This window comes from Variovorax sp. WS11 (assembly GCF_010499245.1).
GTDB lineage: Bacteria > Pseudomonadota > Gammaproteobacteria > Burkholderiales > Burkholderiaceae_C > Variovorax.
In genome coordinates, this window is record NZ_JAAGOW010000001.1 from 1,301,778 (window position 1) to 1,322,250 (window position 20,473).

Annotated in this window: 16 protein-coding genes and 1 rRNA gene; 8 read left to right on the forward strand and 9 right to left on the reverse strand. The window is 68.4% G+C overall.

The features are described 5' to 3' along the window. Positions 1 to 18 precede the first annotated feature (18 nt). The 4 genes from GXN78_RS06665 to GXN78_RS06680 are packed head-to-tail and all read left to right on the forward strand — an operon-like array spanning position 19 to position 4,780. The gene (locus tag GXN78_RS06665; protein ID WP_106558618.1) at positions 19 to 1,041 is read left to right on the forward strand and encodes a hypothetical protein; all 1,023 of its coding nucleotides are present in this window, start codon (positions 19 to 21) and stop codon (positions 1,039 to 1,041) included. Then, positions 1,038 to 2,390 (forward strand): hypothetical protein, encoded by a 1,353-nt coding sequence (locus tag GXN78_RS06670; protein ID WP_106558617.1) that lies wholly within the window; start codon positions 1,038 to 1,040, stop codon positions 2,388 to 2,390. Before GXN78_RS06665 ends, GXN78_RS06670 begins: the two co-directional genes overlap by 4 nt. Beyond that, positions 2,387 to 3,550 carry a glycosyltransferase gene (locus tag GXN78_RS06675; RefSeq protein WP_106558616.1) on the forward strand — a complete coding sequence of 388 codons (1,164 nt, stop codon included), beginning with the start codon at positions 2,387 to 2,389 and terminating at the stop codon, positions 3,548 to 3,550. Before GXN78_RS06670 ends, GXN78_RS06675 begins: the two co-directional genes overlap by 4 nt. Before the next feature lie 3 nt (positions 3,551 to 3,553). Then, positions 3,554 to 4,780, forward strand: coding sequence for a glycosyltransferase WbuB (locus GXN78_RS06680; protein WP_106558615.1), 1,227 nt, complete (start codon positions 3,554 to 3,556; stop codon positions 4,778 to 4,780). A gap of 52 nt (positions 4,781 to 4,832) precedes the next feature. On the opposite strand, the gene GXN78_RS06685 is transcribed toward GXN78_RS06680, so the two are convergent. The 7 genes from GXN78_RS06685 to hemC all read right to left on the reverse strand — a co-directional run bounded on the left by GXN78_RS06685 (position 4,833) and on the right by hemC (position 12,965). Continuing rightward, positions 4,833 to 7,082: a polysaccharide biosynthesis tyrosine autokinase gene (locus GXN78_RS06685; protein ID WP_106558614.1), complete on the reverse strand. Its 2,250-nt coding sequence runs from the start codon at positions 7,080 to 7,082 to the stop codon at positions 4,833 to 4,835. Continuing rightward, positions 7,082 to 7,519, reverse strand: coding sequence for a low molecular weight protein-tyrosine-phosphatase (locus tag GXN78_RS06690; RefSeq protein ID WP_106558656.1), 438 nt, complete (start codon positions 7,517 to 7,519; stop codon positions 7,082 to 7,084). Before GXN78_RS06690 ends, GXN78_RS06685 begins: the two co-directional genes overlap by 1 nt. Before the next feature lie 5 nt (positions 7,520 to 7,524). After that, positions 7,525 to 8,685: a polysaccharide biosynthesis/export family protein gene (locus tag GXN78_RS06695; RefSeq protein WP_106558613.1), complete on the reverse strand. Its 1,161-nt coding sequence runs from the start codon at positions 8,683 to 8,685 to the stop codon at positions 7,525 to 7,527. A 223-nt stretch (positions 8,686 to 8,908) separates the two neighbouring features. After that, the gene (locus GXN78_RS06700) at positions 8,909 to 10,192 is read right to left on the reverse strand and encodes a heme biosynthesis HemY N-terminal domain-containing protein (RefSeq protein ID WP_106558612.1); all 1,284 of its coding nucleotides are present in this window, start codon (positions 10,190 to 10,192) and stop codon (positions 8,909 to 8,911) included. Between the two features lie 15 nt (positions 10,193 to 10,207). Then, positions 10,208 to 11,284: a uroporphyrinogen-III C-methyltransferase gene (locus GXN78_RS06705; protein WP_106558611.1), complete on the reverse strand. Its 1,077-nt coding sequence runs from the start codon at positions 11,282 to 11,284 to the stop codon at positions 10,208 to 10,210. Continuing rightward, on the reverse strand, positions 11,281 to 12,054 hold the full coding sequence (locus GXN78_RS06710) for a uroporphyrinogen-III synthase (protein WP_106558610.1): 774 nt from the start codon (positions 12,052 to 12,054) through the stop codon (positions 11,281 to 11,283). Before GXN78_RS06710 ends, GXN78_RS06705 begins: the two co-directional genes overlap by 4 nt. Positions 12,055 to 12,059: 5 nt before the next feature. Continuing rightward, entirely contained in the window at positions 12,060 to 12,965 is a 906-nt protein-coding gene (gene hemC / locus GXN78_RS06715; protein WP_239142628.1) for a hydroxymethylbilane synthase, read from the reverse strand. Between the two features lie 98 nt (positions 12,966 to 13,063). Between hemC and ppc the strand changes: the two genes are divergently transcribed. Further along, the gene (gene ppc, locus GXN78_RS06720; protein ID WP_106558608.1) at positions 13,064 to 15,994 is read left to right on the forward strand and encodes a phosphoenolpyruvate carboxylase; all 2,931 of its coding nucleotides are present in this window, start codon (positions 13,064 to 13,066) and stop codon (positions 15,992 to 15,994) included. A 48-nt stretch (positions 15,995 to 16,042) separates the two neighbouring features. Then, a complete protein-coding gene (locus tag GXN78_RS06725) occupies positions 16,043 to 16,948 on the forward strand; it encodes a LysR family transcriptional regulator (RefSeq protein WP_106558607.1) in 906 nt (301 codons plus the stop codon). Between the two features lie 70 nt (positions 16,949 to 17,018). Here GXN78_RS06725 and GXN78_RS06730 read toward each other — a convergent pair whose 3' ends face one another. Next, on the reverse strand, positions 17,019 to 18,221 hold the full coding sequence (locus GXN78_RS06730; protein ID WP_106558655.1) for a DNA polymerase IV: 1,203 nt from the start codon (positions 18,219 to 18,221) through the stop codon (positions 17,019 to 17,021). A 107-nt stretch (positions 18,222 to 18,328) separates the two neighbouring features. On the opposite strand from GXN78_RS06730, the gene GXN78_RS06735 reads away from it, so the two are divergent. Then, complete coding sequence (locus GXN78_RS06735) at positions 18,329 to 18,889, forward strand: putative glycolipid-binding domain-containing protein (RefSeq protein WP_106558606.1); 561 nt, start codon at positions 18,329 to 18,331, stop codon at positions 18,887 to 18,889. A 232-nt stretch (positions 18,890 to 19,121) separates the two neighbouring features. After that, the gene (locus GXN78_RS06740) at positions 19,122 to 20,267 is read left to right on the forward strand and encodes a DNA topoisomerase IB (protein WP_239142629.1); all 1,146 of its coding nucleotides are present in this window, start codon (positions 19,122 to 19,124) and stop codon (positions 20,265 to 20,267) included. 75 nt (positions 20,268 to 20,342) lie between these two features. Here the strand turns inward: GXN78_RS06740 and rrf are convergent. After that, a 5S ribosomal RNA gene (gene rrf / locus GXN78_RS06745) occupies positions 20,343 to 20,455 on the reverse strand. Positions 20,456 to 20,473: the final 18 nt, after the last annotated feature.

The window sequence follows — 20,473 nt, forward strand, 5'->3', positions numbered from 1 at the left end:
CTTCTGCCGCGGCGCTGCATGAACGCTTCCTCGCTCTCCCTCATTCCGCCCGGCACGGGCGGTGTGCGAGACTATGCGTCCGCCGTGGGCCATCCGCTCCACGCGCCGCTGATGGAGTTGAAACAAGACACCGACACCGCAACGCTCTCCGGCGACTTTGTGCTGCTGCATTTCAGCGGCTACGGCTTCGAGAAGCGCGGCATTCCCCTGTGGCTGGTCCGACGGATCCGCGGCCTGCGCACGCAGTTCAAGGCTGTCGGCGTGGTCTTCCATGAGCTCTTCGCGACCGGGCCGCCGTGGGGCTCGGCCTTCTGGCTCAGCGGCGTCCAGCAACGCATCGCACGCGAGCTGCTGCTCTTGTCCGACTTCTGGCTGACGAACCGCGAAGACGCTGCGCGCTGGCTGCTGACGCAGTCGAAGTCGACACCGCATCGCGTGCTACCCGTGTTCTCGAATGTCGGGGAGCCCGACGCGATCGACACCGAGCGCCGGCGCAGGCTGGTCGTGTTCGGCAGCGCCGGCATCCGGGCCCAGGTCTACGAGTGGTCCGACGGCGAGATCTTTCGCAGCGCGAAGCGCCGCGGCCTGGAGATCCACGACATCGGTCCGGCGATGCCGGAAGGCACGCTTTCGCAACGCATGGCGCACGAGGGCGTGGTGGCGCACGGCAAGCTCGCAGCCGAGCAGGTCAGCGCGGCGCTGTCCGACGCGGACTTCGGCGTGCTGGCCTATCCTCCGGACTACGTGTCCAAGAGCAGCATCTTCGCGGCCTATTGCGCGCATGCCGTCTGTCCCATTCTGTTGGCCAAGGACTACGGCCAGCATGACGGCCTGACGGCCAACGTGCATTACGCGCGCGGCTTCGGCGCGCTCGAGGCCGCTGCCATCGATGCGCGCAGCGTGGGTCGCGAGGCGCGCAAGTGGTACGAGCCGCATCGCGTCGACGCCCATGTGGCGGCGCTGCGCGAGCTCGCGATGAACGCCGCCCGGCCGCCAGAAGGCGCTCGCACCGCAGTGCGTAGCGCGGAGCTCACCTTATGAGCGCCATTGCGCACACCACGGTGCAGGCACCTGCATCCAGCCGCGCGGTATCGCTGAGCCGCGCGGGAAAGCTCTTTCTCGCCGTCTTCCTGATCATCGTGTTCGAGGGCTCGGTGCGCAAATGGGTGTCGTCCGCGTCCACCCTGCCCCTGATCCTGCTGCGCGACATGCTGGCGCTGATGCTCGTCGTCTACGCCTGGCGGCACGGTCACCTGAGGCGGCACGGCAAGATCACCGCCGCCATGCTGGCCTGGACCTGCGTGGTGGTGGGCTGGGGGCTGCTGCAGTTGGTCGGCGGCCAGAGCACGCCGGTCGTGTTCGTGATCGGCCTGCGCTTCTGGCTGCTCTACATGTGGTTCGCGGTCGCCGCCGCGGCGGCCATGAACGAGGCGGACTACCGGGCCGCCCTCAAGGCGGCCGCGCTCGTCATGCTTCTGCTGGCCCCGCTGGCGGTGCTGCAGCACTACTCGCCGCCCGGTGCCCGCATCAACACCCAGATCGACGGCGACGAAGAAACCGTGTTCGTCGCGGTGGTGGGCGTGGTCCGCACCACCGGCACCTTCAGCTTCACATCGGGCTATGCCACTTACCTGACCATGGTGGCGCCCCTGGTGTTCGGCTTCCTGGGCGCGCGCAAGCGCACGAAGTTCCAGCTTCTGTTCACGCTCGCGCTGTTCGCGGCCTTCGCCGCCGGCGCGCTGGTGAGCGGCTCCAGAACGGCGGCGATCACTTCGGCGGGGTTGCTGGCGGCCTATCTGGTCGGCCGGCTGCTCTTCTCGAAGGCGCGCAACAAGGTGGGCGCGGCAGCGGCCGTCGTGGTCATCGGCCTGCTGACCGCCCTCTTCGCCTATGTGTTCCGCGACGCCATCGGCGTCACGCAGACGCGCTTCGAGCAGGCTGCCGCCGCGGAAAACTTCACCGAACGGGTGCTCACGGTTCTGTTCGGCGAGCCCTGGGTGCTCGACCTCATCAGCTGGCTGGGCTATGGCGTGGGCTTCGGATCCAACCTCGCCACCTATGTGCGCACCGGCTCCGCCGATGTCTTCGCTCTCGCGGAGGCTGAAGGCGGCCGCATCCTGATGGAAGGCGGCCTGCTGGGCTTCGCCTACATCGGCGTGAAGTACCTGGTGCTGGCGCTCGGCGTGACGCGCAGCCTGAAGATCTCGATCGGCACCAACTCCCCCTACGCGCTGTTGGTGTGGCTGACGACCGCGCTGGCGGTGGTCAGCTGGCCCGCGCTCGGGCAATTGACCGCCAATGCCCTGCTGGGGCTCATGCTCGCCTACGCGCTCCTCGTATTCCGGTACCCGAGGCTCGAGATCTTTCCGCCGCGTGCCTCGCGACTGTGAGACTCCTGCATCTGGTCCCTTCCGTCGATCCCCAGGGCGGAGGCGTCATCGAGGGAGTGCGGCGCATCCACGACGCGCTCACGGCCATGGGCCACACGGGCGACGTTGTAAGCCTGGACAGCCCCGACGCGCCCTGCGTGAGCGCCTATCCGGGCCCGGTGGTCGCCACCGGCCCCTCGGTCTCCAGCTACGGCTACAACGAGCGCCTGCTGCCCTGGCTGAAGGCGCATGCCCGCACCTATGACGCCGTCATCGTCAACGGGCTCTGGCAGTACGTCGGCTTCGCGGCCCGGCGCGCGCTGCACGGCTCGGGCACGCCCTACTTCGTCTACAGCCACGGCATGCTGGACCCGTGGTTCAAGCGCCGCTATCCGCTCAAGCACCTGAAGAAGTGGCTCTACTGGCCCTGGGGCGAATACCGCGTGCTGCGCGATGCGTCCGCGGTGGTCTTCACCTGCGAGGAAGAGCGCCTGCTGGCCCGGCAGTCGTTCTGGCTCTATCGCTGCCGCGAGGTGGTGGGTTCCTACGGCACCAGTACGCCGCCGCGCGATGCAGGGCGCCTCTCGGAGGTCTTTCTCTCGGCCTACCCCGAGCTGCGGAACAAGCGCCTGCTGCTGTTCCTGGGCCGCATCCACGAGAAGAAAGGCTGCGATCTGCTGGTCGAGGCTTTCGCGCGCGTGGCGGCGACGTCGCCGGAGGTCCACCTGGTGATGGCCGGCCCCGGCGACGAGGCACTCACGCAACAGCTGCAAGCCCGCGCCCAGAGCCTGGGCCTGGCCGCGCGCATCAGCTGGCCGGGCATGCTGTCGGGCGACCTCAAGTGGGGCGCCTTCCACGCCTGCGAGGTGTTCTGCCTGCCCTCTCACCAGGAGAATTTCGGCATCGCGGTGGTGGAGGCCATGGCCTGCAGCCGGCCCGTGCTGATCAGCGACAAGGTCAACATCTGGCGCGAGATCGCCGAAGACCACGCCGGCTTCGTCGAGTCCGATACGCTCGAAGGCACCACGGCCCTGCTGCAGCGCTGGCTGGCCGCCACGCCGGCCGAGCTGGACGCGATGCGCGCTGCTGCGCTGCGCTCCTTCGAGCAGCGCTTTCGCATGGAGCAGGTGGCGGAGACGCTGGTGGACATCATCCGCGCGCACGCCCCGCACATCGCCTGATTCATGAAGCTCCTTGTCTACGGAATCAACTTCGCACCGGAGCTAACCGGCATCGGCAAATACACCGGAGAGATGGTGGCCTGGCTCGCCGCCCACGGGCACGAGGTACGCGTGGTGACGGCCCCGCCCTACTACCCCGACTGGAAGGTCCGGCCCGGCTACCACGCGGGGCGCTACACCCGGCATGAATGGCAGGGCGCCCAGGTGCTGCGCACGCCGCTGTGGGTGCCGCACAAGGTGACCGGCATGAAGCGTCTCCTGCACCTGGCAAGCTTCGCCGCCAGCAGCGTGCCGGCCCTGCTCGCGCAATGGCACTGGAAGCCCGATGTGGTGTGGGTGACAGAGCCCCCGCTCTTCTGCACGCCGGCGGCCCTGGCCTTCGCGCGACTGCGCTCGGCCAAGGCCTGGCTGCACATCCAGGACTACGAGGTGGACGCGGCCTTCGATCTGGGCCTGCTCAAGGGCGCGCGCACGCGCGCCTTCGTCGCGGCGGCCGAGCGCTGGCTAATGCGCCGCTTCGACCGCATCTCGACCATCTCGCAGCGCATGCTCGAACGCGCGCGCAGCAAGGGCACCGAGGACGCGCGGCTGGTCTCGCTGCCCAACTGGGCCGACGTCTCGGCGATCCAGCCCCTGCAAGGCACGAGTCCCTATCGCGCCGAGCTGGGCATCCGCCCCGACGCGGTGGTGGCGCTGTACTCGGGCAACATGGGTGCCAAGCAAGGCCTGGAGCTGCTGGCTGAGATGGCCTTGATGCTCAAGGACCAGCCCGGCCTCGAGTTCGTGTTCTGCGGCAACGGCGCCGGCCGCGCCGAGCTGGTCAAGCGCTGCGAATCGATGGCCAACGTGCGCTTTCTCGATCTGCAACCGGTCGAGCGGCTGGGCGACTTCCTCGGCCTGGCGGACATCCATTTGCTGCCCCAGCGCGCCGATGCGGCGGATCTGGTGATGCCCTCCAAGCTGACCGGCATGCTCAGCAGCGGCAGGCCGGTGGTGGCCGGGGCGCGCCCCGAGACCGAGCTCGGCCAGGTGACGGCGGAATGCGGCATCGCCGTGGCGCCGGACGACGCCAGGGCCTTCGCGGAAGCCGTGCTCTCCCTGGCAACCCAACCCGAGCGCCGGCGCGAGCTGGGCCTGAAGGCGCGCGAGGTGGCCGAGGCGCGCTTCGATCGCGACGCCGTGCTGGCCCAGTTCGAGCGCGATCTGCTGGCCTGCGTGGCCCGGCGCTGAGCCTCCCCCCATCAAGCAAGAAAAAGCCGGGTCGAGCCCGGCTTTTTTTGCTTTACTGCTCTTCGGGCAGGATGCTCTCGTAGTTGTAGCTGGTGTAGCGATAGCGCCCGTACTTGTAAGGCGCGAAGGTGCGGCGGCCCAGGTCCATCGCGTTGAGCAGCACGCCCGTGGCGGCCTTGCCGCCCATGGCGAGCCGGCGCGTGCTCTCCTTCAGCTCGCCCATGGTGGACTGGTCGGCGCGCGCCACCAGCAGCACCGTGCCCGCATGGGCCGCCACGGTGGAGGTGTCGGCCGCCACCAGCACCGGCGGTGTGTCGATGACGACCAAGTCGTACTGCTCGGACAGGCGCTCCAGCGTGGTCTTGAACGAGTCCGACACCAGCAGTTCCGCCGGGTTCGGCGGCAGCTGGCCGGTGGCGAGGAAATCGAGGTTGGGCACCACCTGGCGGTGCACGGTCTGCTGCACCGTCAGGCTGCCCGCAATCAGCTCGGACAGGCCGCCGTGGCGCTGCAGGCCGAAGTACTGGTGCGTGTGGCCGCGGCGCAGGTCGGCGTCGATCAGCAGCGTGCGCTTGCCGGCGGCCGCCATCAGGGCGGCGAAGTTCGCCGTCACGAAGCTCTTGCCGACGCCCGGCGTGGGCCCGCTGATCAGCACCCTGTTGTTGGGTGACTCCAGCATCGCGAACTGCATCGCCGTGCGCAGGCTGCGCAGGCTTTCCACAGCCGGATCGTCGGGGTTCTCGATCGCGAGCAGGCGAACGCCGGTGGCGCCGCTGAGACGGCGCTTCGCAATGGCGGCCTGCGAGGGGCTCAGCGGAATGGTCGAGAAGACCGGCAGGCCGGTGTCGGCCTCGACCTCGTGCGGATCGCGCAGGCGCTGCTCGACGAAGGAGCTGCGGACGAAGGCGGCGACGATGCCGAGGAACAGCCCCAGCGCCAGCGCGGCGGCCATGATCACCTTGCGGTTCGGCTTGACCGGCTGGCTGGGCACCACCGCCTCGTCGAGCACGCGGACGTTGCCGATCTTGCCCTCCTTCACCAGGCGCAGCTGCAGCGCGTTGTTGAGCAGCGACTGGTAGAGCTCGGTGTTCACCTTGACGTCGCGCTCCATGCGCACCGCTTCCTGCTGGATCGCCGGCAGGCCCTTGATGCGCTCCTGGATGCTGCCCATGTCGGACTTCAGCGCCGAGATCTGGCTGTCGAGGGTCTGCACCGCCGGGTGCGCGGATGTGAAGCGCGACTCCAGCTCGCGCCGGCGCTGCTGGGCATCCAGCAGCTTGGTCTGCCGGTCGACCGACTGGCCCAGGATCAGCGCGGCTTCCTCGCTGAAGGCCACCGTGCCCTTCTGGTTGCGATAGCGGTTGTAGACCTCTTCCGAAGCCTCCAGCTGCTTCTTGAAGAGGGGCAGCTGAACGTCCAGGAACGCCAGGGTCTTTTGCGCCTCCGCGGCCTTGCGCTCGATGTTCTGCTTGACGTACTGGTCGCCCACGGCGTTGAGCACGCGCGTCAGCTTGAAGGGGTCGGTGTCCTGCAGCATCACGTTGACGATGCCGGAGTTCTTGCCGCGCTCGCTGAGGTTCAGGCTGGACTGCAGCCCGATGGTGGTCGGCAGCTTTGCATAGCGGTACACGTTGAACAGCGCCCCCGGCTTGCCGGCCAACTGGTCGATCTGCAGAGAGATCGGTCCCTCGGGCGTGTCGGCTTTGAGCGGCGTGCCGACCGTGCCCTTGAGCTGCTGCATACCCGGGTAGTCCAGCGTGTATTGGTTGTTCGCCGCAGCGGTCACGGTGAACAGGCCGCCTTCCATCGAGGTCGGCACGTCGAACTGCGAAACAAGAATGCGTTCCGTGCCCGACACATAGCCGTTCAGCCAGAGGAAGCCGGGGTCCGACAGGCCATTGGCGCGCCGCGCCATCCAGCCGCCGATGTAGGGTACGTAGCGCGGCGCCGTGACGATGTAGAGCTTGGTCGCCTCCACCGCCTGGCCCGCGATCATGCGCGAACGGATGATCTCGATCTCGGCGGTTGCCGGCGTCTTCACGTCCACCAGGCCACCGGCCTCGGCCAAGATGCCCTTGCCGCCGGGTTCGACGTCCTCGACCTGGATCACCATGTTGGACTCGTAGACCGGACGCTCCAGGAAAGCGTAGGTCGCGCCGATCAGGAACACGACGAGCGTGATCGCCGCGATCAGCCACTTGTTCGATACCAGGACGTCGATGTAACGCCCGAGGTCGAGGTCTTCCTCGTCCGCCGCGCTTGCCGGGGAGGGATTCGTTTTGGTAATGATTGAGGAAGTCATCAACTGGATACTCTTGAAATGCGTTGGGCCCAGTGCCTGGCACCGCCTTCGATGAGCCGGAGCGAGTGCTGGAAGACGCCGCGATCAGCGCGGTAGGGATCGGGGACGTCCTCGTCGCTGAACTCGCACAGGCGAAATACCTTGCCGGCGGCGAAGAGATAGCGCTCCTGCACCGCGCGGCGTTGCTCGCGGTCCATCACCAGGATCAGGTCGGCGCGTTGGCACAGGTCGACATCGAGCTGCTGCGCCCGATGCTCTGCGATGTCGATGCCGCGCTCTTCCAGCAGTTCGCAGGCGGTAGGGTCCGCCGGATGGCCAACGAGCGCCTGCAGGCCGGCAGAAGCGACCTGCACGCCGGGCAGGTCGGCCGCCATCAGGGCTTCCGCCATCGGGCTGCGGCAGATGTTGCCGACGCACACGACAAGGACGTTCTGGATGGCCACTATCTGCCGCTCCCGGTGCTGCGCGAGCCCAGGTCGCGATAGGAGGTCGCGGTCGTGGCGGTCGGGAGGATCAGGCTCAACACGCGGTTCCACTGCACCAGCGGCACCGGGTCGACGTAGACCACGTCCTTGGGCCTGAGCGCGAAGCCGTCCGCCATCGCGATCGCCGTCGGCGTGCGGGCGTCCAGGTGGAAGATCGACAGGCCGTTGGTCTCGTTGCGGATCACGTAGATCTGGCGCGGATTGGCGGTGCCGAGGTTGACGCCGCCGACCTCGGTCAACGCATCGTTGAGCGACAGGCGGCCGTTGCGCATCATCACGCCCGTCTGCAGGTTCACTTCGCCCATCACCGTGACCTTGCGCTCGTCGCGGCTGCGCACCATCACCAGATCGCCCGACCTCAGCGGGATGCGGGTCGGATCGATGCCGGCCTCGGCCATGGACATCAGGTCGAGCGAGAAGGTCTTGCCGTCGCGCGTCAGGTTCACGGCGGAGCGGTCCCCGTTCGCCGAGAAGCCGCCCGCGCGGTTGATCGCCTCGGCCAGGGTCATCGGGATGTCGGTGAAGATCTGCAGGCCTGGATTGCGCACCTCACCTTCGACGTAGGTGCGCTTGCTTCGGAAGGCGTTGACGCGCACGCTCAATTGCGGGTCCTTGAAGACCCGGGCCAGCCGCTTGACGAGAATTTCTTCCAACTCCTGGATCGTCATACCCTCGGCCTTGAGCTGCCCCACGTAGGGAAAGCTCATGAAACCGGTGTTGGACACGATGAAGCCCGGCGCCGGCGACACGCTCGCCTGGTCGGCCACGGTGGTCGCGGGGATTCCGCTGAACACGATCTCCGGATGGTCGTAGACGATGACGCTCACCACGTCGCCGGGACCGATCTTGTAGACCGGCGCCTCGCCCACCAGCGCCCGCACCTCGGGCGCGACGTTGTTGCCTACGGCGGCACGCTGGGCTCGGATCAGCTGAGGCGTGATCTCGGTGATCGCGCCAGGCGGCGGCGGATCGATCTCCGCTGTGGAGAAGCCCGATGGCGACACGGCCTGGTCGGCATCGTTGCCCGCCGAGCGGAAGCCCGGCGCCAGGGGCGCACAAGCCTGTAACAGCAGCCCGGCCGAGGCGAACAAAATGGCATGTAATAGAAAACGTTTCAAACCCGACTCCGCGTCATGACCCTGAATGAATACTTTTGCAAACAGTTACGACTGTACATCAGCAAAGCGCCCCGCTCAAATTGTTTCTTGGCTTAGAGCGTTAGGCAGAGTAAACGGGTGTGGGCCCGGATGGGGTAAGCGAGCTCCTACACGGCGCAATTCAGGCGGGAATTGGGCTTTCAGCTATCAAAAAGATAGCTGCCGCCAGGGCGATGTAGGCCCCTCAGGGGGTCTCGATCTGAGCGGCGCGCTTCCAGGCGGCCGAGGCCTGGTCCGCATCGTCGCGAGCTTCCGCCAGTTGTGCCAGCGCCTGCCAGGCGCGGCGGTGCAAGACCGGGTCTTGTAACCCTAGGCCGGCATGCGTGAGCAGTTGTTGCGCCTTGCCCCAGAGCTGGCGCTTCATGCAGGCCATGCCCGCGAGGTACTGCAGATTGGCGTCGCGCGGATCGTTGCGCTGTGCCGATTCGATGCGCGCCAGCCAGTCGGCATCGACCGAATCGAGCCCGGCCTCCAGCGCCCGCACCAGCTTCACGCGCAAGGACTCGCCCAGGCTGCGGGGCTGCTCGACCATGCGCTCCCAGACCGGCAGCAGCCAGGCGCGCGCCAGCGTGAGGTCGCCGCGCAGCGCCACCATGCGCTGCGCCGCATGGATGGCGACCTCGGGCATCTCGCGTTCGGTGGCCTCGAGCTCGCCCCAGGCCCGCAGCAGCTGGGTGGGGTCATGCGCGCCCGAGAGCAATTCGGCCGCCAGCCCGCGCACGATGCTCTGCGCGGCGGCATCGGAGAAGGCACGATGCTTGGCCAGCAGGCGAGCGGTCTCGAGCGCTTCCAGCGTGCGCCGGTCCTGGCGCGCTGCCTTGAGCCGCAGGCGCAGGGCCAGCGTGCGGCGCTGAGCACCCTGCGGCAGCTCCTCCAGCCGCGCCAGGGCGGCGGGGGCGTCGCGGTCGTCGAGCGCCCACCGGGCCGCGCGCAGTTGCACGCCTTCGCGCGTCTCGGGGCTGACGAGCACGCCGCGCTCGGCGCTCTCGTTGAGCGCCTGCTGAAGGTGCGCATCGCGCGCGGGCCGGTCCTGCAGGGCCTGGGCGCTCTCCGCGGCGAGAAGGTGCGACAGCACGCGGATCTGTTGCGCCTGCGGCAGGTTCGCATCCAGCGCGGCCAGGGTCCGCTCCTGCGCGAGGGCGGCCTGCGCCGCCTTGCGCGAGCGCGAGAAGCGCCCGGCCAGCAATTGCGCCAGGGCGTCGAGCAGGGCTGCGTGCAGAGAGCGCTCCTTTTGCTGCAGGCGCCATTGCCGCGCCTGCCTTGGCAGAGAGAACAGCGCCGACAAGGCGCGCAAAGCCACATGCAGCAGGCCGAAGGCCAGCAGCAGGATCAGCAGCGTGAGATTGAGCGACAGGTCGACCCGCCACGGCGGCCAGAAGACGGTGATGGTGCCCTGGTTGTTGCCGGCGAACAGCGCCACCGCCGCCGCGATGGCGAACAGGGCCAGGAACCAGAGTGCAGCGCGCATACCCTGCCCTGGCCCCTAGCGACCGGCCGCCGCCGTCGTGAGCGCCGCCAGCGTGTCGTCGATGCGGGGCGTCTCGCTGGTCCTGATTTGCGCCTGCAGCTGCTGCAGCAGCGTCGCCGCCGACTGGACGCGGCGCGAGGCGGGGTCGAAGTAGCGATTGAGGGAGGCCGAAACGGTGGCCAGCTCGTTGCGCGTCGTGTCGAACTGCCGGGACAGCAGGGCGAGGCGCGCATTGAGCAGCTGGAGCTTCAGGTTCTCGCGCAGGAAGAAGGTCTGGTCAGGCGACAGCAGCACGGCCTCGGGGCGGTCGATGCGGCCCACGCGCAGCAGCGAGCGCGCCTCGTTGCGCACCATCAGCAGCGCACGCTGCCACCAGGGCGCGTCGGCCGGCACGGGCTCGGCCTGCCAGGGGTTGAGGCCGGCGCCGCGCGTGGCCACCGCGTTGAGCGGCGGCAGCTCGTCCACCATGCGCACCAGGTCGTCGAGCTTGCGCAGGGTCTCGCCGCTCTCGGCACTGGCGCTGGCCTGCAGGCGCTCGGCATCGCGCTGTATCGAGCGCTGCAGGGGCGCCAGCCGCGGCTGGGCGGCGCGCGCGATGCGCTGGTCGCCGGCCTTGAGCGCGGCCAGGAGCGGCTGCACGTTGCCCGTCACCTCCGCCTGCTGCAACGCGAGGCGCACCGCGGCCTCGATGTCGACCACCAGGTTCTCGTCGCGCGAGCGCGAGAGGCTCTGCATCAGTTCCTCGAGCTGCGAGCGCTGCAACGCGACCTCCGCCACTCGGGTCTCGTTGAGGGCCAGGCGCGCCGCCGTGTCTCGCACCGTCTCCTGCGCCTGGCGAGCCAGGGTGCGGGCCTCCATGGATTGCGCCATCGCGTCGGCGCTCTGCCGCGCCAGCTGCTCCTGCATCCCGCTGACCTTCTGCCAGAGGACCAGCACCGTCACCAGCGCCAGCACCGCGGCGGCGGCCAGGAGCCCGAGCAGGACCTTCGAGAGCGTGTTGGCGTGGACCGGCGCCGCCTGCAGCGGCACCGGCACGGGCGCGCGCGCCGCCGGTTCCTGCAGGGATTCGTTCAACACGGAGGCGTCGCTCATGCGAAGGATTCTATAGACGCGATCAGCGCGGCCAGCGCCGGGGAAGAGACCCGCACCGCCCCGAAACCCGCGTCCCGCGCGGCTTCCGCGATGCGGGGGTGGGTGGCGATCGCGCGCGCCGAGGTCCACGCGGTGACAGGCAGCGCGGCGCGCAGATGGGCGATGGCTTCGGCGCTGCTGAAGAGCCAGACCGCCTCGCCGCGTGCGCCTTCTCCAGCCAATGTGCGCGCGGCGGCGTCGAGCGGTGCGGGCCGCCGCCGGTAGGCAACAACGGTATCGCAGGTGCCACCGGCCGCGGCGATCTCGCGCGCCAGCCAGGCGCGTCCGGCCGGCTGTCCCGACGCATCGCCGCCGCGCACGATCAGCACGCGCACGCCGGCATGCACCTGCGCATGCACACGAGCCCACAGCGCCTCGGAATCGAACTGTTCCGCATCCGCGGCCGGTGCGTCGATCGCGGAGACCGGCACGCCGGCCTGCTGCAATGCGCGCACGGTGCCGGGGCCGGTGGCCCAGCAGCGCGGACGCAGGCCGTCAGAAAAGGCGCGGGCATCGTCGAAGAAGTGTTCGGCGGCGGCGGCGCTCACGAACATCAGCGCGGCGTAGCCGTCGAGGCGCTGGCGCGCTGCCTGGAGCTCCTTTCCGTCGGCGACCGGCTCGATCGCGATCAGGGGCAGCGCCTGTGCGTCCAGCCCGGCGGCGCGCAATGCCTCCACCCAGCGCGCCGCCTCGCGCGCAGGGCGCGTGACGATCACTCGGGGCGCAGGCATCTCATTCAGTGCGCGCCGGCCTCGCGCAGGAGGCGCGCGGCGTGGTCGCCGAGCGCGGCGGCCTGCGTGACATCGGCAACCGCGGCTTGCGCGTGGACGCGGACCAGCTGCACCGCGCCTTCGGGATCGCCCCAGGCTGCATCGATGCGCAGTTTGTCGCCGGCCTCCCAGCGCGCATGGGCCGCGAGCGGCATAGAGCAGCTGCCGCCCATGGCCCGGCTCACCGCGCGCTCGGCCGCTGTGGCGAGCTGGTCCAGAGGGCTTGCGAGCGGCGCCAGCAAGGCGAGCAGGTCGCTGCGGTCGGCCCGCACCTCGATGCCCAGCGCGCCCTGCCCCGCGGCCGGCAGCATGGCATCGGGCTCGAAGACGGTGCGGATGCGATTCTCCAGGCCCAGGCGCTTGAGCCCGGCAGCCGCCAGCACGATGGCGTCGTACTGCCCTTCGTCGAGCTTGCGCAGCCGGGTATCGAGGTTGCCGCGCAAGGGCTCGATGCGCAGGTCGGGCCGCAACGCGCGCAGCAGCACCACGCGGCGCAGGCTGGAGGTGCCGACCACCGCGCCCTGCGGCAGCGCCTCGAGCGAATCGTGGCGCGGCGACACCAGCGCATCGCGCGGATCCTCGCGCTCCAGCACACAGGCCAGCGCGAAACCCGCGGGCAGGTCCATGGGCACGTCCTTGAGCGAGTGCACCGCGATGTCGGCACGGCCCTCCTCGAGCGCCAGCTCGAGTTCCTTTACGAACAAGCCCTTGCCGCCGACCTTGGAAAGCGAGCGGTCGAGGATCTGGTCGCCGCGGGTCGTCATGCCGAGCAGGCTGACCGTGTGGCCTTGTTGCCGGAGCAGGGACTGCACGTGCTCCGCCTGCCAGAGGGCCAGGCGGCTTTCGCGCGTGGCGATCACGATGTTGCTCAAAGGGCCGTTTCCGTTGCTGTGGGGGATCGGAGAGATGCTAGCATTGTTGCGACGCAGCAACGACGGCGCAGACCAGGTCGAACGAGGAGATTTCCCCAATGAAAAGCAGCCCCACCCCCGCTTCGGCATCCCGGCGCCGCGACAGCAGCGAAGAGCAGCCGCTGATCGACGACATCCGCCTGCTCGGGCGCATCCTCGGCGACGTGATCCGCGAGCAGGAGGGCGAGGAAGCCTTCGCGCTGGTGGAGAAGATCCGCACCCTGTCCGTCTCCTTCCGGCGCGATGCAGACCATGCGGCCGACCGCGCGCTCAAGAACCTGCTCAAGGGCTTGAGCGCGGCCGAGACGGTGCGCGTGATCCGCGCCTTCACCTACTTCAGCCACCTGGCGAACCTGGCCGAAGACCGCCACCTGATCCGCCGCCGCACCGAGGCCGAGCGCGCCGGCGAGAGCGCCGCCGCGGGCAGCCTCGAGCTGGCGCTGGCACGCATCCGCAAGGCCGGCATCGCGCCGGCGGCGGTGGTGGAGTCGCTGGCGCACAGCTATGTGTCGCCGGTGCTCACCGCCCACCCGACCGAGGTGCAGCGCAAGAGCATCCTGGATGCCGAGCGCGCCATCGCGCAGTTGCTCACCGAGCGCGACGACATCAAGCTGCGCCAGCGCGCCTTCGCCGGTGCCAAAGACGCGCTGACGCCCGTCGCCCTGGCCGACAACGAGAGCCGCATGCGCTCGCGCGTGATTCAGCTCTGGCAGACGCGCTTGCTGCGCTTCTCCAAGCTCACGGTCGCCGACGAGATCGAGAACGCGCTGAGCTACTACGAGGCCACCTTCCTGCGCGAGATCCCGCGCGTCTACGCCGACCTAGAGAAAGCCCTGGGCCAAAGGGAGATCGCGCCCTTCCTGCGCATGGGACAGTGGATCGGCGGTGATCGTGACGGCAACCCCAACGTCAGCGCCGAAAGTCTGGAGTACGCGATGCGCCGCCAAGCCGAGCTCGCACTGCGCTACTACCTGACCGAGGTGCACTTCCTCGGCGGCGAGCTCTCGCTGTCGGCCACCCTGGTCGATGTGTCGGTGGAGATGCAGGCGCTGGCCGAGCGCTCGCCCGACCACAACGAGCACCGCCAGGACGAGCCCTACCGCCGCGCCCTCACCGGCATCTATGCGCGCCTGGCAGCCACGCTGCGCGAGCTCACGGGCGGCGAGGCGGCGCGCCATGCGGTCGCGCCGCAGAACCCGTACCACCAAGCGGAGGAGTTCCTGGCCGACCTGCGCGTGATCCAGGAATCGCTCCTCGACAAGCACGGCGTCGCGATGGTCGCGCAGCGGCTGGCCCCGTTGATCCGCGCGGTCGAGGTGTTCGGCTTCCACCTCGCGACGGTGGACCTGCGGCAGAGCTCGGACAAGCACGAGGCGGTGGTGGCCGAGCTGCTGGCGACCGCGCGCATCGAGCCCGACTACGCGGCGCTGGAGGAGGAAGCCAAGCAGACGCTGCTGCTGCGCCTGCTCGACGACGCCCGCCCCCTGCGCGTGCCCGACGCCGCCTATTCGCCGCTGGCGCAGAGCGAGCTCGCGATCTTCGCGGCTGCGCGCACCGCCCGCGCGCGCTACGGCGCGGCGGCTATTCGCCACTACATCATCAGCCACACGGAGACGGTGAGCGACCTGCTGGAGGCGCTGCTGCTGCAGAAGGAAGTGGGCCTGCTGCGCGGCACCTTGAGCAACGGCGCCCCCACGCTCGGCACTGGCGTGTCCTCGCTGCCCCCCGAGGGGGCGCTCGCTGGCTTGGGGCGGCCCGGCGCTGCGCTCGGCAACGCCACCTGCGATCTCATCGTGGTGCCGCTGTTCGAAACCATCGAAGACCTGCGCAATGCCGCGCCCATCGTGCGCGCCTTCTACGCCCTGCCCGGCATCCAGGCCCTGATACAGCGCTCGGGCGCCGAGCAGGACGTGATGCTGGGCTACAGCGACAGCAACAAGGACGGCGGCATCTTCACGAGCAACTGGGAGCTCTACCGGGCGGGCACCGCGCTGGTGGCGCTCATCGACGAGCTGAACAAGAAATCCGGGACGTCTATTCGCCTGCGCATGTTCCACGGCCGGGGCGGCACCGTCGGGCGCGGCGGCGGCCCGAGCTACCAGGCCATCCTGGCGCAGCCGCCGGGCACGGTGCGCGGCCAGATCCGCCTGACCGAACAGGGCGAGGTGATCGGCTCCAAGTACGCCAACCGCGAAATCGGCCGGCGCAACCTCGAGACGCTGGTCGCCGCCACGCTGGAGGCCACGCTGCTGCCTTCGGCCAAGCCCGCGCCGTCGAGCTTCATGGCCGCCGCCGCCGAGCTGTCGGTGGCCAGCATGGCGACCTACCGCGCGCTGGTCTACGACACACCCGGCTTCGGCGACTACTTCTTCAGCGCCACGCCGATCCGCGAGATCGCGGAACTCAACATCGGCTCGCGGCCGGCCTCGCGAAATCCCAGCCGCCGCATCGAGGACCTGCGCGCCGTGCCCTGGAGCTTCAGCTGGGGCCAGTGCCGGCTCACGCTGCCGGGCTGGTACGGCTTCGGCTCGGCGATCGAGCAGTTCCTCGCTGCCGCCGGCGGCGCCGCGGCGCGCAAGGAGCGGCAGGCCCTGCTGCAGCGCATGTATGCGCAATGGCCCTTCTTCAGCACCCTGCTGTCGAACATGGACATGGTGCTGGCCAAGAGCGACCTCGCCCTAGCCTCGCGCTACGCCGAGCTGGTGGAGGAGCGCAAGCTGCGCCAGAAGGTGTTCTCGATGATCGAGGCCGAATGGCACCGCACGTCCGATGCGCTGGCGCTGATCACTGGGGCGAAGCAGCGGCTGGAAGGCAACGTCGAGATGCAGCGCTCGATCCGCCACCGCTTCCCCTACATCGATCCCCTGCACCACCTGCAGGTCGAGCTGATGCGCCGCTGGCGCGCCGGCCAGCAGGACGACGAGCGCCTGCAGCGCGGCATCCACATGTCGATCAACGGCGTGGCCGCGGGCCTTCGGAACACGGGCTGACCGCGCTGAAGCCGAAAATCCCGGGTCGCCGCACAATCGGCGACTGACATGGACAGCCTCGACCTCATCCGCACTTTCCGCGAAGTCGCCGCCTACGGCAGCTTCTCCCGCGCCGCCAGCCGGCTCGACATGTCCAAGGCCACCGTGAGCAAGTACGTGGCCGAGCTGGAGAGCCGCTTCGGCGTGCGCCTGCTCAATCGCTCGACCCGCTCCGTCAGCCTCACCGACGCCGGGGCGCTGCTGCTGGAGCGCAGCAAGCCGGTGATGGAGATGGTGGAGCTCACCCAGGCCGAGCTGCAGGAGCATGCGAGCCAGCCGCGCGGCCGGCTGCGCATCTCGGCGCCGCACGGCATGGGCCAGGGCGACCTGCCCAAGCTGCTGGCGCAGTTCATGGGCTACTACCCCGACGTCAGCCTGAGCCTGCATCTGAGCAACCGCCAGGTCGACATGGCCGAGGAGGCCGTCGACCTCGCGCTGCGCGTCGGGCCGATCGAGGACGACAACCTCATCGTGCGCAAGCTGACGCAGCTCACGCTGGTGGTATGCGCCTCGCCTCGCTACTGGCAGAAGCACGGCACGCCGTCGCACCCAGCCGAGCTGGCGCAGCACGACGCGCTGACCCACTCCCGCCTCGGCACCCATCCGCAATGGCGTTTCGAGGTCGACGGCCAGCCGCTGGACGTGCCGGTGAAGAGCCGCATGGACGCCTCCGAGGCCGGGCCGCTGATCGAAGCCGCGCTGATGGGCTTCGGCGTGCTGTACCTGCCCGCCCTGCTGGTCCAGACCCACATCGACCACGGCGAGCTGGTGCCGGTGCTGAAGGACTGCGTGCGCAGCGACATGTGGCTCTCGGCCGCCTACCTGCAACGCCGTCACAACAGTGCGGCCCTGCGCGCGCTGCTGGACTTCCTGCAGACGCGCATCGGGCAGAAGTACCCCTCGGGCAAGCGCTAGACATGAAGGGCTGCTCCTGGGTGCGTCCATCCAGCTGGAACGGGAAGTCCCAGGGTTGGTGAATGAAGGTCTAGAAGAGCGAAGCCGTCGTCGCAAGCTCCGCCGCGGCGCGCGATTGTCCCGCGGATCCGCCGTGCGCCGGCGCCGGCAGGGCCTCCGGACTGCCCGCCTTCACAAGCGCCCCGACACGCACGCCCAGCAGGCGCAGCGGCCGCTCCAGCGGCACGCGCTTGAGGCAGCGTCCAGCCGCCTGGCGGATGGTCTTCGCGTCCGAGGTGAACTGTTCGATGGTCTGGTCGCGCGTCGCGATCTTGAAATCGTCGTAGCGCAGCTTGATCCCGATGGTCTTTCCTACATAGCCCTTGCGTTGCAGGTCCTCCGCGACCTTCTCGCACAGGTGCGTGAAGATGGCGCCCAGCTCGGCGCGGTCGCGCACCGCGTGCAAGTCGCGCTCGAAGGTCGTCTCGCGACTCATCGACACCGGTTCGCTCTCGGTCACCACCGGGCGCTCGTCGCGGCCCCATGCCACCTCGTGCATCCACGCGCCGGTGGCCTTGCCGAAGGTCTGGACCAGCCAATCGCGCTCGCGAGCCGCGAGCTCGCCGATGGTGCGGATGCCGAAGCGCTGCAGCTTCTCGTCGGCCTTGGGCCCGATGCCGTTGACCTTGCGGCAGGGCAACGGCCAGATGCGCGTCTGCAGGTCGTGCTCGTAGAGCACCGAGATCCCGTTCGGCTTCTCGAACTCGCTCGCCATCTTGGCCAGCAACTTGTTAGGTGCGACGCCGATGGAGCAGGTGAGCCCGGTGGCCTCGAGAATCGAGCGCTGGATCAACCGCGCCAGCACGCGCCCGCCCTCGCGCTGGCCGCCGGGCACCTCGGTGAAGTCGATATACACCTCGTCGACGCCGCGGTCTTCCATCACCGGCGCGATCTCGGTGATCACCTTCTTGAACATGCGCGAGTAGCGACGGTACTCGTCGAAATCGACCGGCAGGATGATGGCCTGCGGGCACAGCTTCGCAGCTTTCATCAGCCCCATCGCGGACCCGACGCCGAATGGGCGCGCCGGATAGGTCGCGGTGGTGATCACGCCGCGGCCCACGTAGTCCTTGAGCAACGGGAAGGCCTCGACGGGGATATCGGCCAGGGTGCTGCCTTCCGGCAGCTCGCGGATGGCCTCGTCCACCTTGCGCCGGCCGCCTCCGATCACCACCGGGAGCCCCTTGAGCTGCGGGTAGCGCAGCAGTTCCGCCGAGGCGTAGAACGCATCCATGTCGAGGTGGGCAATGCGGCGGATCGGAGCAGCGGTCACGGCCTGGATTCTGAACGCTCCTGGCTGGGCACTGGTGCGCCGGGGGTATCGATGCCATCATCCGGTTCATGCAAATCGTAGCCACCATGTTCTGGCGCCGGCTCGACCTGCCCGGCCATGATGCCTGCCGCCTCGAGAAGCACGGCGACGGGTGGCAGCTCGACGGCGCTGCCGTTTTTCGCGGCGAGAACGGCCAGCCTGCCCGTCTGGACTACCGCGTGCATTGCGACAAGGCATGGCATGCGAAATGGGGGCGTGTGCGCGGCTGGATCGGAAGCCTGGCCGTGGACTTTGCGATCGCGCGCGGCGCCAACGGCGAATGGTTGCTCAATGACCAGCGGGTGCCGGGCTTGGCCCATTGCACGGATCTGGACCTGGGCTTCACGCCTGCCACCAACCTGCTGCCCTTGCGTCGCCTGAACCTCCAGGTCGGAGAAAGCGCCGTGGCACCTGCCGCTTGGCTCGACCTCGACGACGAAGGTTTGAGCGCGCTGGAGCAGCACTACGAGCGCCGCAGCGATGCCGAATACTGGTACCAGTCACCGCGCTTCGACTACGAAGGGGTGCTGCTGACGACGCCGGAGGGCTTCGTTACGCACTACCCGACGCTCTGGCAGCCCGGGGACTGAAGGACCTGTCTCAGCAAGCAACTCGGGAAGCTGGCTTACCGCGGGAGTTGCCTGCTCACGACGCAAGGCAATGGTGTCGTCCATGACGCCCGGTCTGCAGGCATACATTGGTCATTCAAGGGCGCGGATCGGACCCGCAGCGCTTGCGGCGTCCTACAGCCGTGCGGGCTCACCGCCATCTCCCGGGGGCGTGCCGAAGAATGCACCCTTGGGGTCTATCTTCCAAGAGCGCATGGCTGACGCTGCAAGTATTCGACCCCTGCCCCTCGCCAACGGCCTCGTCTACGTGAATGCCGAAATGCCAGGGCTCACGCGTGCGCGGCATGGCAGCAGCTTTCGCTACCGGGATGCCAAGGGCCAATGGGTGCGCGACGTCGATGAGATTTCTCGCATCAGGCTGTTGGCCATTCCGCCGGCGTACACCGATGTCTGGATCTGTCCCTTGCCTAACGGTCATCTGCAAGCAACCGGAATCGATGCGCGCGGCCGCAAGCAGTACCGCTATCACGCCGAATGGCGCCTGTTGAAGGACGAAACCAAGTTCGAGCGACTCGAGCTGTTCGGGCGCGCGTTGCCGAAGATTCGTGCGCGTGTGGCGCGCGACCTTCGGGAAGGCGCGAGGGAGGCGCTGCCTGGGCGCGCGACTGTGTTAGCGACGCTCGTGCGCCTCCTTGACGTCACCTTCCTGCGTGTGGGTAACGAAGAATATGCGAGCAGCAATCGCTCCTACGGTCTCACGACCTTGCGCACCCGGCATGTGGACGTTCGCGGCGCCTCGCTCAAGTTGCGTTTTCGGGGCAAGAGCGGTGTGTTGCATGAGGCGCGGGTCGACGACCGGAAGGTCACGCGCGTGATCCGGCGGTGCCAACAGTTGCCGGGTCAGGAGCTGTTCCAGTACCAGGATTCGGAAGGCGAACTGCGCACCGTTTCGTCAACCGACGTCAACGACTACCTGCGCGAGGCCGCGGGAGAGAATTTCAGCGCCAAGGATTTCCGGACTTGGCACGGAACGGTGCAGGCGCTTGAACTCACGCGGCTTGCTTGCAGCAGCGATTCGGTAGGCGAATCGGCAGGCCCCCGCTTCAGCGCCAAAGAAATTCTCACTACGGTGGCCAAGCAACTCGGCAATACGCCGGCGGTTTGCAAGAAGGCCTACATTCATCCGGCAGTGCTGGCGCTCGGCGCCAAGCTGGCAGCCGATTCAGGTGCAATGACCGAGATCTGGAAAGAACTCACTGCCGCGACTGCAAGTGTGCGCCGGCTTCACTCAGCAGAGGCACGGTTGCTCACTTTTCTCCGGCGTCATCGCCTCGACGCACGGCGTGCCCAGAAGGCTGTTGCAGCGAATAGCCGACGTTTGCGAGCAGCCGCCAAATAGCTCCCGGCACGGCGCTTCGCATTCCAAAAGCAAAAAGCCCAACCATGTCTGGTTGGGCTTTTTGGGGCTGTAAGAGCCTGACGATGACCTACTTTCACACGGGAACCCGCACTATCATCGGCGCTGAGGCGTTTCACTGTCCTGTTCGGGATGGGAAGGAGTGGGACCACCTCGCTATGGTCATCAGGCATAAAGGGTTGCTGTGC